14 protein-coding genes are annotated in these 13161 nt (G+C 35.8%); 10 read left to right on the plus strand and 4 right to left on the minus strand.

Annotation, left to right across the window (positions count from 1 at the left end; genetic code table 11):
• Positions 1 to 18 precede the first annotated feature (18 nt).
• From RM573_RS16995 to RM573_RS17005, 3 genes are read left to right on the plus strand one after another with little or no spacing between them, the layout of a single operon-like run.
• Positions 19 to 564, plus strand: a complete 546-nt coding sequence (locus RM573_RS16995) for a DUF3087 family protein (protein WP_311584870.1) — start codon at positions 19 to 21, stop codon at positions 562 to 564.
• Positions 565 to 599: 35 nt separating this feature from the next.
• Positions 600 to 986: a VOC family protein gene (locus RM573_RS17000; RefSeq protein WP_311584873.1), complete on the plus strand. Its 387-nt coding sequence runs from the start codon at positions 600 to 602 to the stop codon at positions 984 to 986.
• Positions 987 to 1038: 52 nt separating this feature from the next.
• Positions 1039 to 1299 carry a DUF5062 family protein gene (locus RM573_RS17005; protein ID WP_311584876.1) on the plus strand — a complete coding sequence of 87 codons (261 nt, stop codon included), beginning with the start codon at positions 1039 to 1041 and terminating at the stop codon, positions 1297 to 1299.
• Between the two features lie 90 nt (positions 1300 to 1389).
• On the opposite strand, the gene RM573_RS17010 is transcribed toward RM573_RS17005, so the two are convergent.
• Entirely contained in the window at positions 1390 to 2199 is an 810-nt protein-coding gene (locus tag RM573_RS17010) for a crotonase/enoyl-CoA hydratase family protein (protein WP_311584879.1), read from the minus strand.
• 186 nt (positions 2200 to 2385) lie between these two features.
• Here RM573_RS17010 and RM573_RS17015 point away from each other — a divergent pair, with 186 nt between their 5' ends.
• From RM573_RS17015 to RM573_RS17040, 6 genes are all read left to right on the plus strand, one after another.
• Positions 2386 to 3432, plus strand: a complete 1047-nt coding sequence (locus tag RM573_RS17015; protein WP_311584883.1) for an isoaspartyl peptidase/L-asparaginase family protein — start codon at positions 2386 to 2388, stop codon at positions 3430 to 3432.
• Positions 3425 to 3907 (plus strand): CreA family protein, encoded by a 483-nt coding sequence (locus RM573_RS17020; RefSeq protein WP_311584886.1) that lies wholly within the window; start codon positions 3425 to 3427, stop codon positions 3905 to 3907. Before RM573_RS17015 ends, RM573_RS17020 begins: the two co-directional genes overlap by 8 nt.
• Before the next feature lie 17 nt (positions 3908 to 3924).
• The gene (locus RM573_RS17025) at positions 3925 to 4710 is read left to right on the plus strand and encodes a hypothetical protein (protein WP_311584889.1); all 786 of its coding nucleotides are present in this window, start codon (positions 3925 to 3927) and stop codon (positions 4708 to 4710) included.
• A 144-nt stretch (positions 4711 to 4854) separates the two neighbouring features.
• Positions 4855 to 5256, plus strand: coding sequence for a CBS domain-containing protein (locus tag RM573_RS17030; RefSeq protein ID WP_311584892.1), 402 nt, complete (start codon positions 4855 to 4857; stop codon positions 5254 to 5256).
• Positions 5257 to 5359: 103 nt separating this feature from the next.
• Entirely contained in the window at positions 5360 to 9334 is a 3975-nt protein-coding gene (gene hrpA / locus RM573_RS17035; protein ID WP_432280248.1) for an ATP-dependent RNA helicase HrpA, read from the plus strand.
• A gap of 102 nt (positions 9335 to 9436) precedes the next feature.
• On the plus strand, positions 9437 to 9736 hold the full coding sequence (locus tag RM573_RS17040) for a PilZ domain-containing protein (RefSeq protein ID WP_311584895.1): 300 nt from the start codon (positions 9437 to 9439) through the stop codon (positions 9734 to 9736).
• 65 nt (positions 9737 to 9801) lie between these two features.
• Here the strand turns inward: RM573_RS17040 and RM573_RS17045 are convergent, their stop codons facing one another.
• Positions 9802 to 10992, minus strand: a complete 1191-nt coding sequence (locus RM573_RS17045) for a class I SAM-dependent methyltransferase (protein WP_311584898.1) — start codon at positions 10990 to 10992, stop codon at positions 9802 to 9804.
• Between the two features lie 111 nt (positions 10993 to 11103).
• Between RM573_RS17045 and RM573_RS17050 the strand changes: the two genes are divergently transcribed.
• A complete protein-coding gene (locus RM573_RS17050; RefSeq protein ID WP_311584914.1) occupies positions 11104 to 11373 on the plus strand; it encodes an acylphosphatase in 270 nt (89 codons plus the stop codon).
• Positions 11374 to 11384: 11 nt separating this feature from the next.
• Here the strand turns inward: RM573_RS17050 and RM573_RS17055 are convergent, their stop codons facing one another.
• Together RM573_RS17055 and RM573_RS17060 are read right to left on the minus strand one after the other, a co-directional pair.
• Positions 11385 to 11594 (minus strand): DUF1653 domain-containing protein, encoded by a 210-nt coding sequence (locus tag RM573_RS17055; protein WP_311584901.1) that lies wholly within the window; start codon positions 11592 to 11594, stop codon positions 11385 to 11387.
• Between the two features lie 31 nt (positions 11595 to 11625).
• Positions 11626 to 12612 carry a phospholipase A gene (locus RM573_RS17060; protein ID WP_311584904.1) on the minus strand — a complete coding sequence of 329 codons (987 nt, stop codon included), beginning with the start codon at positions 12610 to 12612 and terminating at the stop codon, positions 11626 to 11628.
• Positions 12613 to 13161 lie beyond the last annotated feature (549 nt).

The raw sequence follows: 13161 nt of genomic DNA on the forward strand, positions 1-13161 counted from the left end.
CGGTAAATTAGTATAAAAATGAAATTAGAATCGATAGATAAAAACACGTACAGACAACGACTTAATCGAATTATTATTGGCTTTATCGTTACCTTAACAATATTGTCCGTTGCTTATGGCGCTGCCTTAATAATAATTTTTACGGAAATCTTGTCACAACCTGAAATGAATGAAGGTATGACTAATGCTACCAGTAATTTTAAATACAATTTAGCCGGTGTTATTTTAGCCTTATTAAGTTGTGCGGCCTTGCTTAATTTTTTAAAAACCACCACATTTTTCAAAGAAATTTATTATGTGTGGCAATTAAAGCAAATCCACAACTTAATTTATCGTAAACTTAAAAAAATTAAAGCCGCGGCTTTTGACAAAAATGATGAAAAAGCTATGGTTATTTTATATTTCTATTACACCAGTTTACTTCAAGTGTATGTACTTGATGATAATACTCTGACACTATCATCAGTAAAACTTGAACAACAAAAATTAAATGAGTTACTGTTAGAAAAAGACAAATCAATAAATGTAGCGGAGTTTGATAAACAACTAATTGCTATGTTTTAACGCTAATGAACAATAAATAAACTGAGGGAACTATCATGATAGGTTACGTGACATTAGGTACAAATGACCTGAAAAGAGCTGTCGACTTTTATGATCAACTTTTTGCCACCATTGGTGCAGGACGTTTTATGGAAACCGATCAATTTGTTGCTTGGACCACGGCCCCCGATCAACCGGGAATTTCAGTAACTTTACCTTTTGATGGCCAACCTGCCACCGTTGGGAACGGTAATATGGTTGCTATTGCCATGGATTCACCTGAAAAAGTTGATGCTTTTTATAAAAAAGCAATTGAACTTGGTGCTACCTGTGAAGGAGAACCAGGACCAAGGGGGGAGATGACAGGCTTTTATGCGGGGTATTTTCGTGATTTAGATGGTAATAAACTTAACGCGTTTCATTTTGTTATGCCTAGTCAATGATCATCAAACGACATTAAAAAGCGTTAAAATATAAATATTATCAAGGAATTTTATGAAGAAATTGAAAAATGAAGCGGCCTTATTAAAAAAAGCCATTGAGATAGGCGAAAAGTATGCCATCAACCGTGGTTATAAAGGCTTCTCAGCGACAAATGCCGCTAAAGATAAAGTAGAAAGTCTATATCGTTTATTAGTCAATGATAAAATGGTTCATCCACTGCCCACTGACAATGAAGATCTGCAAAGCATGAAGCATAAGCTTGCGATTTGGATCTCAAAACAATTACCTGAAGGTCATGAGTTACTTAAATAACTGTTGTTAAGTTTTCACATAAAACATGACTTAATGTTAAGGCATGTTTTAGCCGTGATCGCATATTTTCGTTGCGTTTAAGTTATAGTGTTACCACTTCATTCTTGCTTTAAAGGGTTTTTGCTTGGTTTTATCGTGTGTCTGGTTATAAGATTTTATTTTATAGTTTTTGCCAAAAAGTACTTTAATTTGATATAAGGTTTCCCGAGCAAGCGCCGATCTAGCAGAACCCCACCAACTCTTGTTATAGAGTTTTTTACAAGCTGACACGGAATCTGGTGAAAATTGAGAAATATCGTTAGCGAGTTTAGTCGCGGCTTGTAGCGGATCAGGAGACACTTTTGTTAATAATCCTAAATTTAATGCTTCTTCACCAGAAATAATTTTAGCCGTCATAGCTAATTCTTTGGCGATATCTAATCGTACTAACTCCCTTAATGCTAATGTGCCTCCCATATCAGGTATTAATCCCCATTTTGCTTCCATAATTGACATAGAAGCATCAGGGGTGGCAATGCGAAAATCACCACCAAAAGCAATTTGCATTCCTGCTCCCCAACATCGCCCCTGTATAGCAAAAATGACTGGTACGGCTAATTTACGCCAGCCGGTCGATACTTTCTGTGCGTTATTCGAATGTCCAGGTAAGCACTTCAATAATAATCTTATCGCTTTCTGCGGTGATTTAAATAAAGATTTCACGTCAATGCCAGAACAAAAGTCTTCTCCTTTACCTGAAACAATTACGGCTCTGATACTTGTGTCTTTATCGATACGTTTAATGACATGATTTAATTCATTAAACGTCGTCATATCAATAGCGTTGTGTTTTTCAGGGCGCGATAAAGTAACAAAAGCAATGTTATTGTTAACTTGAAAATCAATATTTATATAATTCATTTTGACTCTTTAATTGTCGTTGCAATAATTCATAACTGGTTTGACCAGAGTGTTCACTGTATCAAATATTATTCAACAGTCTAGGTTTTAATCAACAAATGTTAAAAGAAGAAATAGAGTTACTCTTGCATTGCGTTGACATTTCTTGCACATTGTATTGATGCGAAATAATCCAGAATTAAAATTATGATAAAAACAAAAATCAACAAAAAAGTACTAGTCAGTCTGTCTTTTATTTTCTCATCACAAGTTAGTTTATTACACGCTGAAGAAGCGCCTTTTGCTATCGCAATACACGGGGGAGCTGGGGCAATACAGCAAAGTAAAATGACCCCTTCGTTACGCAAAGCCTATGAATCTAAATTAATCGAAGCGGTTTCAGCGGGATACCAATTATTAGCCCAAGGAAAATCAAGCCAACAAGCTATCATCGCGGCCATTCAAATTATGGAAGCTTCACCTCTTTTTAACGCTGGAAAAGGAGCGGTCTATACGTTTGATGGCAAGCATGAGTTAGACGCCTCAATTATGAATGGTAAAACACTTAATGCTGGTGCCGTATCAGGGGTGACAACGGTTAAAAGTCCGATTGCGTTAGCGGAAAAAATCATGGAAGAATCTGTTCATGTCATGCTAAGTGGCGAAGGTGCAGAGCAGTTTGCAAAAAATAAAGGCTTACCGCTAGTGGATAATAGTTATTTTAACACTGAGCATCGTTATAAAGCGTTATTAAAAGCAAAGAAAAAATTAATCGAAAAAGAACAAGAGTTAAAAGACTTCCAAGCTGCACATCAATCATTACCTATACAATATAAGGTTGGCACTGTCGGTGCTGTGGCACTTGATAAAGCAGGGAACCTTACAGCAGGAACCTCAACAGGTGGTATGACGGCAAAACGATTTGGCAGAATTGGTGATGCTCCAATCATTGGCGCTGGAACTTATGCTAATAATGACAGTTGTGCTGTTTCTGCTACGGGTCATGGTGAATATTTTATTCGATATCATGTTGCGGCTGATATCTGCGCTCGTGTTCAATACCAAAAGATCCCACTAGCTAAAGCGGCTGATATTGTCGTTAATCAAGTGTTAGTTGAAGCAGGTGGCTCAGGTGGGGTAATTGCTATCGACGCAAAAGGAAACATTACTATGCCGTTCAATAGTGAAGGTATGTACCGTGCGAGTATGTCTTCTATTGGCCCATCATTTGTTGGAATATTTCATCATGAATAAATTGTTAATCTCTTCAGCGTTATTACTATTATCTGGCTGCTCAGACAATGTCGGCGATGTTAGTTTAGGTTGGTTTACTACAAAAGATGTAAAAATTGAAGCCGTTAAAGATCCTAAACTCAATGGCGTGACCTGTCATATCAGTCATATTGAAGGTAATTTAGATTTGGCTGACCCGTCTGATATGAGTATAGCTTGTCGGCAAACTGGAGCAATTACCGGTCAAGAAATTAGCTCAATCGATAAATCAAAAAATGGTGAGATCGTTTTTAAAGAGTCTAAAAGTATCCTTTTCAAAAGTTTAAAAATCAGGCGGATTTATGATGTTGAGAATCAAACGTTAATTTATTTATCGTATTCAACAAAAGAATCAAGCGGTAGTCACCACCATTCTTTATCTACGGTTCCGTTATATCAAACAGCTGCTTGGCAAGAACTACAGCTTGCCAATAAATCAACGCCGGTTAAAAATTAATATCGTCAATTACTTTTATGTTTAAACACTTATTTTCAACTAAGCCAGTTATCGACGACAATTCACGCCTTTGGATTTTCGATACTTTTGAATGGGCGATTAAATATTTTAATCGCGAAGTTTTTCTCACAGAAACTGAATTAGTTTTACCGACGAATGCTTTTTATCCTGGACGCGTTGGCAGCGTTGAAGAAATGGCTCATCAGGTTTTTACTTATACGGTGCAATACGCAGGCATGCAAAATTGGCCATTAACGCTAGTAGCACCACAACACCTTCATTCAATTGATTTTCCCCGTTTAAACATTGAACACGGTTTACGTGGCAAGTTATCAGTAATTGAATTAGCTGAAAATTCAGACCAAACCATTAAATTTACTTTTAATCCAAGTCAAATCAATCAACCCCAAGATTTAATCGCTTCCTACGTTCAACAATTAGCGACCATATTAGTCATGCAGCAAAAAATGCTACCACCGGGTGGCAAAGACTTTTTGCCTCAAGCGATTGATATATTATCTTGTGTGATGGGCTTTGGTGTTATTTTTACCAATACTGCCTATCAGTTCAAAGGTGGCTGTGGTTCTTGTTATAACCCTAGAGCAAACAGACAAGCGGCTTTATCTGAGCAAGATACTGTGTATGCGTTAGCACTTTTTTGTCTACTTAAATCGAAAAAAGCACATGAAGTTAAACCCCATTTAAAAAGCCACTTAAGAAAACCTTTTACTAAAGCTTATCAAGAAATTAGTTCATATCAGGTTAAAAATAATCATTCCTTATTCCTCGAAGTAAAACCTTAAAATGATAAGAAATTTTACAGGCAGACTAATAAATATTAATAATGAAAAATTATTTTGATAGATACATGATTTATTTAATAAATGCGTCTAAAGTATTTATATAAACCTTTGAATAATTTTTACAAAAAAATAAGGAATACAGCGATGCTTACATCAGTCAACCTTCGCGATTACATGTTAACTAATCCCGCAAAAGTAAATGAAAATGTTCATTTATCAGAAGCGATGAAGTCCATCATTGATAATAAAGTATCAGGCTTATGTATTGTTGACGATGCCGGTAATTTTGTCGGCATTTTATCTGAAATGGATTGCTTAAATGCTATTTTAAATGCCACTTATAATAATATTGGCGTCGGCAAGGTGAGTGAATATATGATCAAAGACAATATCTTAACGGCCAGTCCCAATGACGATATAGTGGATATAGCACAAGACATGTTATTGAAAAAACATCGTCGTCGTCCGGTTATTGAAGAAGGGAAATTAGTTGGTCAGGTAACTTGTCGTCAATTACTCGCCGCTGTTAATAAATTTATTTCCTAAGAGAATCGGTCATCTTTTATTAAGGCAATGTCATCATTTAATTATTGGTATTAAACACCAGAATTGATAAAATACGCTTTTATATGTTTTTCTTGAGTTTATTTTGTCTTCTGAAGTTTCCCCTGATACTTGCCTTACACTTGATGCACTTTTTGCATTATTGAATAAAACGCGACTTGCCGATAAGTCGCGTTTTAAAAAGCGTCTTCATCAATTAAAAAAATTTAAAACGTCTAATCCAAAACAGCAGGACAACAAACAACGTCAATTTCACCAACTTGCTGAGCAAATTAATCAATCAATCTTACATAAAGAAAAGAAACTTCAGCAAACCCTACATATACATTACCCCGAGGCATTACCTGTCTCTCAAAATGTCGAAAAAATATCGCAATTAATTCAAGACAACCAAGTTGTTATTATTGCAGGGGAAACTGGCTCAGGAAAAACGACACAAATACCTAAAATATGTTTGGCATTAGGCAGAGGGGTAGATGGCTTAATAGGTCATACACAACCCCGACGAATAGCTGCGCGTACTGTCGCGACGAGGTTGGCTGAAGAACTCAATAGCACAGTAGGGGATATAGTCGGTTATAAAGTTCGTTTTACCGATCAAGTCAGTGATAAGAGTTATATCAAATTGATGACCGACGGTATATTGCTTGCGGAGATGCAAAATGACCGTTTATTAAGGCAATACGATACTTTAATTATTGATGAAGCACATGAACGCAGTTTAAACATCGATTTTATTTTAGGGTATTTAAAACAAATACTGCCGAAACGTCCTGATCTTAAAGTTATTATCACGTCAGCGACTATAGATCCTGAACGTTTTGCTAAACACTTTGCCATGAATGAGCAAAAACAAGCACCAATTATCGAAGTGTCTGGCAGAACCTTTCCGGTTGAAATGTTATATCGACCACTAAATGAAATGACAGAAAATGACCAAAGCGAGCACGATGAAGGTGTCGATGTCATTACCGGTATATTACATGCTGTTGAAGAACTTTCTACTTATGGACAAGGTGACATATTAGTTTTTTTAAATGGTGAACGAGAGATCCGTGATACGGCTTTTGCACTTGAAAAAGCCAATTTACGTCATACACACATTTTACCGCTATTTTCTCGTTTAACCGTTCAAGAACAAAACCGTATTTTTCAACCTCATTCCGGTCGAAATATCGTGTTAGCCACCAATGTTGCCGAAACTAGTTTAACGGTACCAGGAATAAAGTACGTAATTGATCCTGGAACGGCTCGAATTTCCCGTTATAGTTATCGAACTAAAGTACAACGGCTTCCCATTGAAGCGATATCACAAGCGAGCGCAAATCAACGTGCAGGGCGATGTGGTCGAGTTTCAGAAGGGGTTTGTATACGTTTATATTCACAAGATGATTATTTAAGCAGACCTGAATTTACCGATCCTGAAATTTTACGCACAAATTTAGCCACTGTAATTTTACAAATGCTAGCGTTAGATTTAGGTGACATTACTAACTTTCCTTTTGTTCAGCCACCAGATAGTCGCAATATAAACGATGGTGTTCGATTACTCGAAGAACTCAATGCGGTAGATAAATTACCATCACATCAAAACAATAGACTTACAAAAAGCGGACGATTATTAGCCAAATTTCCCGTAGATCCGCGTTTGGCGAAAATGATTTTAACCGCGATAGAATTGGGCTGTATCGAACAAATCTTTATCATTGTCGCGGCGTTAAGCATTCAAGACCCACGAGAGCGTCCATTTGAAAAACAGCAAGCATCTGATGAAAAACACAGCCGTTTTAAAGACAAACAGTCTGATTTTATAAGTTTCTTAAATCTATGGAGCTATGTTACCGAAAACCAAAAAGCATTAACGAATAACCAATTCAGAAAATTATGCCAAAAAGAATATCTTTCTTATGTTCGTATACGCGAATGGCAAGATATCTATAGTCAATTAAAGCTCGCGCTTAAAGATATTAATATAACTATGTCATCAGTGACGTTAGAGGAAGAAAATAGCCAAGGGCAAGATATTATTCATCAAGCGATTTTAAGTGGTCTATTAAGTCATATTGGTCAACAAGATGAAAATAGAGAATTTAAAGGTGCAAGAGGTTCAAAGTTTTTTATCTTCCCTGGATCTGCCGTTGCTAAAAAGCCCCCTAAATGGTTGATGGCAGCTGAGCTGGTTGAAACAAGTCGATTATTTGGCCGCATGGTAGCCAAGATAGATCCATTATGGATCGAGCCAATGGCAAGCCATTTATTAAAACGAAATTATAGCGAACCTCATTGGGAGAAAAAGCAAGGCTCCGTCATGGGTTTTGAACAAGTTTCTTTGTATGGCATGGTTATTGTCTCGAAAAGAAAAGTACAATTTAATACCGTTGAACCAGAAACTTGCCGTGATATTTTCATCCGTGAAGCACTTGTTAATGGTGATGCAAATATTAGGGAATCATTTTACCAACGCAACCTTGATCTAGTAAAAGAAGTTGAAAAGTTAGAACAAAAAGCGCGCCGTAAAGATTTTCTGATCGATGAAGAACAACTTTATCGTTTTTATAGCGATAAATTACCCGAAGATATTATTTGCCAGCGAAGCTTTTTAGCTTGGTGGAAAAAAACGAAACTCACGCAACCTAAGCTCCTTAATTTCACCCGTGAGTTTTTATTAAACGAAGAAAGTGAAAAAATTACCAAAGCTGAATATCCGGATGTATGGCAACAAGGTAACTTAACCTTTGCCCTTAGTTATCATTTTACTCCCGGAGACATCGACGATGGTGTCAGTGTTAATATCCCTTTAGGCATTTTAAATCAAGTACAAGATCAAGGGTTTGATTGGCAAATTCCTGCCTTACGCCATGAATTAATCATTGCTTTGATCAAAGGGTTGCCAAAAGCCTTGAGACGTAATTTTGTCCCTGCACCTAACTATGCTGAGGCTTGTCTTGCCGCCATAGCGCCAGATAATAGTACATTACAACAAGCGGTTGCTAAACAATTACTTAGAATGACAGGTGTTCGGTTAGATGATGAAAGTTGGCAAGGTTTAACTCTGCCGCTTCATTTACAAATGAACTTTAAGATCCTCAATGAAAAAGGAAAGGTTGTTGAACAAGGCCGCAATTTAACTGAGTTACAGGAAAAATTACAAGGCAAGGTTAAAGCATCGATAAAAAAAGTAGCAGATAAAGGCATTGAACGTTCTGATATAAAACATTGGGACTTTGAAACCTTACCCAATCATTATCAAAAGAAAGTCAGTAATTTAACCATTAAAGCTTACCCTGCATTGGTAGATCATAAACAAACTGTTGCGATAGAATTATTTGAACATGAATTATTAGCCGAACAAGCGATGCTGTCGGGGGTAGCTCGACTAATTTTGTTAAATATACCTTCACCAATAAAATATTTACAACAGAAACTCCCTAATAAAGCAAAATTGGGGCTGTATTTTAATCCCTTTGGCTCTATTCACGATTTATTAAATGATTGTATTTTAGCGTCATGCCAATTCTTGGTCGGACAAGAAAAAACGCCGCCTAGGGATGAACGACACTTCAAAGCTTGCTTAGATCATGTCAGGACTGAAATTGCTGATACCGTCTTAAGTTTAGCGATAAAAGTAGAAAACGTTTTACAGTTGTCACATGGGATCAATAAAAAGTTAAAAGGTAATGTCCCTTTAAACGTTATTCAATCACACGGCGATGTGAAACAACATTTAACCAAACTTGTATATAAAGGATTTATCACTGAATCTGGTTATCAACGAATGGAAGATATTGAGCGCTATTTAAAAGCTATACAACATCGCTTAGAAAAACTACCGATTGATCCCAACCAAGATCGTTTAAAAATGCTAGAAGTACAAAAAATAGAAAGCGAATATCAACAAACCAAAGCAAAAGTAAAACATGATCTCGTGATGCTGGCTGAAGTTGAACAAGTTTATTGGATGATTGAAGAGTTAAAAGTGTCTTTATTTGCTCAAAATTTAAAAACCCCTTATCCAATTTCAGTTAAACGGATTAAAAATCATTTAAAAAATTATAGTTAAATTAATGTAAGCATCACCATATTTTTAACGAGCTGATATTTGACATGCTTAAACGCAATGCGTATAAAAGAGGCAAGTTAACGATAAGCCAATGGAGTAGTTATGGTCAATTATGATGATAAACGTGATTTTTATCGTATGATGTTAAACAGCGATGTATCAGTAACTATTATCGATGATGAAGCAAATAGTACTATATTTGCCACATGTCGAGATTTAAGTGCAACGGGCATGGCGATTGAAATGTCTCACCCGTTAGAATTAAATACAAATGTTCGAGTGAATATTGAATCTTCAAGTGCCACAGTGCAACCATTAGATGTACAAGGTAAAGTAGTTAGGGTTACGGAAGAAAGTACAGATACTTACCTTATTGGTATAAATATCGCAGAAATTGATTAAAGCACTCAATTAACTTTTGAAATGTTCATCCATTTTCTTCCATAACACCTTGCGTTTTAGCGATGCTATTCAACTTGGCAAACTAAGCCTTTTAAATAATATCCTTCAGGATAATTTGAAGAAACAGGATGATCTCCCGCTTGGTGTAACCTTTCAACAATATAAGCATTACGTTTCGCATCTAATGCAGCATCTGCCACAATTTTTTGAAATAAGTTACTTTCCATCAAGCCTGAGCATGAAAAAGTTAATAATATCCCATTAGGCTTTAACAGCTGCATTGCCAACATATTAATATCTTTGTAACCACGACATGCCCCGGTTAACTGCGCTTTCGACTCAACGAATTTTGGCGGGTCTAAAATTATCATATCGAAAGTTCGTTTTTCTGTTCGAAAACGTCTAAGTAATTTAAAGACATCTTCTTTAATGAACGAAACATTCCTATCGGTTAAATTATTTAATTGAAGGTTATGCTCTGCAGTATCTAATGCTGGCTGGGAAACATCTACATTGATCACTTCTTTAGCACCATTTGCTGCACAATGCAGTGAAAAAGTGCCTGTATAAGAAAAACAATTTAATACGCTTTTATCTTTGGCATATCGGCCCGCTGCAACTCGTGAATCCCTTTGATCTAAATAAAATCCGGTTTTGTGGCCAGTCGCAATATCAACATGAATATTAATGCCATGCTCTTGAATCACTGTCGTGGTAGTATCTTGAGGCTCAGTTAACCAACCAGTAACAGGTTCTAAACCTTCTTTTTTACGAACATCTACATCAGATCGTTCATAAATATGGCAAGACGGGTAGAGTTCTTTTAGACAATCAACAAGTGTATAACGATGAAAGTCAGCACCAGCGCTGAGTAATTGACAAACAATAAATTCATTGTATTTATCTATCGTGATCCCAGGTAAACCATCTGATTCACCCGCAATAAGGCGATAACCGGTTAATTGTCCTTGGTTGATGAACCATTCGCGTCGTTGTTGAGCATTTAATATTTTCTTACGAAAAAATTCACGATCAATTTCCTCATTTTCATCAAAACTCCAAACACGTATTCTTATTTGTGATTCTGGAGAGTAGGCCCCTTTAGCTAACCAGTTTCCCTTGTTATCTAGTATGTCTACGCTATCACCAAGCATAGGATTACCTTTAATTTTATTGACAGCTTTAGAGAAAACCCATGGATGTTTTCTTAATAAAGATTTCTCTCGTGAAACTTTTAAATAAATTCTTGCTGACATTTGCCTATACTTAATATTACAAGGTTAATTTGCGCCGAGTTTAGTCAATGCTTTGCGCAGACGCAATCATCTAATGGATTTATTTATCATAAAAATAAGAGAGAAGAAGTGATGAATGTAAGTTATTTAGCTCATATCAGTGGAAAAGTGCAGGGTGTTTATTTTAGAGCATCCAGTCAACAAATGGCGATAGAATGCAATATCAGTGGGTATGCACGTAATTTAGCTGATGGGGACGTTGAAGTATTACTGTGTGGTGAAGAGAAAAATGTCGATAAAATGCTGCAATGGTTAAACCATGGGCCAAAGTCTGCAAAAGTATCTCAGGTTAAAAGTAAACAAGTTCCATGGCAGGACCATAATCATTTTTCTATTGGCTAAATAGGAAAGAGTTAATCTTCAACAAAGGTAAAACGTTTGAACGTTTTACCTTCTCTTTCAATGATTTCATCAAACATTGAAAGTGGTCTGATCCAAATTTCTCTGTCTCCATATTCAGGTTGATAAACAACGTGTTCTTCTTCGGTTTCACTGTGTTTAGCTACGTGCAGAACTTGATAAAAGTTACCTTTAAAATGTTGATATCTACCTAATTTTAACATCTGTTCTCTCAAATATAATTATGAAAATAGTTTATAAAAGGTTGGTTAGCGCAATCCCTAAACCAAATCGTTGTTGACTATGATTATAATCAATTAAACTTTCACCATATCCTGCTGTATATTGGGCATAGCCTCTTAACTTACCCCATAATGGAAAGGTAAAACTTAACTCCATACCACCTTTATGGTGAGCAAAATTATGGCGTCCTTCAAACGATAAAACATACTTTGACCACTTATGGGCGATCCCTAATTCAAAGTGCCCCATATATTTACTGATATCGGGGTTATCATCACCGTCTGAAGCTAACACAGTTTCTTTTTCTTTTTCTTTTAGCCTGATCCAAGGTTTAAAAGATAGGGCGAAATTGTCTTTCTCTAATAAAAAATTTACATACACACGATTCCAACTTCGTGATAATGGTTGAGAACGGCCATTAGATTGATGCTCAGCACCGATTGCAAAACCTGTATTACTGTCTAAAGGATGCCAATTTAACGGTGCAACATAAAACACTTCAGGTTGATAATTGGTTTCTCTAAAAGGTTTAGAGATATTGTTTGAGTATAATTGCCACCACGATTGTAGGGTGAAACCAAAGTGCAAACTATCACCTTCAATAAAAATATCATTTTTATTCAGTGGCACTTTAATACTGAGTTGAAATTTTGCCTCAAAATCTTCTAGATTATCTTCCCAATTATCAAAATTATCGTAAGCATACGCTTTTTTATTGATCCTATTCGACATAGAAAACGGCAATATATAGTTCATTTTATGTGGTGTGATCACATAGGGGTCGAACGCAGCGATCCTTTCTGAAATCAATCGATTAGAAATAGCGCCTGGTTTAATTTTTCTTTCTTTTAACCGATCACATTTTTCTTTTATTTGTGTCGTTGTTAGTTCTTCTTCTGCATTTTTTATTGCCTCTAATAAACAGGCATCTCGTAAGTTTTGAGCGTACACATCATTGTTTATTAAAAAAAAGAAACAAACAGATATCAATAAAGTCATTGATATATCTATTTTTAAAGGATTCATTTAAATAAAGTTAATTAGCAGAGAATTAATAAGGCAATGATATAACTTGCTGGAGTGGCGATCAATGTTTACTTAGTAAAGCGACTATTTTTACGGGTTATTACTATTAAAAATTTAACGCTTGAAAATGTGTTGGTTTTGGCAGCCATTATTTATGAAGTGAGTGAAATGACGACGCTATGTCGTAAATTAATAATGAATATTTATATGAATTTTAACATTGGTAAGAATTGGTTGCGGGAGCCACTTTCTATGAAGAGAGTGAACTGACGACCTAAGGTCGTAAATTAACAATGAATATTTGAATGAATTTTTAACATTAGTAAGAATTGGTTGCGAGAGCCACTTTCTATGAAGAGAGCGAACTGACGACCTAAGGTCGTAAATTAAAAATGAATATTTGAATGAATTTTTAACATTAGTAAGAATTGGTTGCGGGAGCCACTTTCTTTGAAGAGAGTGAACTGACGACCTAAGGTCGTAAATTAAAAATGAATATTTGAATGAATTTTTAACATTAGT

Source organism: Thalassotalea castellviae, from assembly GCF_031846185.1.
GTDB classification, from domain to species: Bacteria; Pseudomonadota; Gammaproteobacteria; order Enterobacterales; family Alteromonadaceae; genus Thalassotalea_H; species Thalassotalea_H castellviae.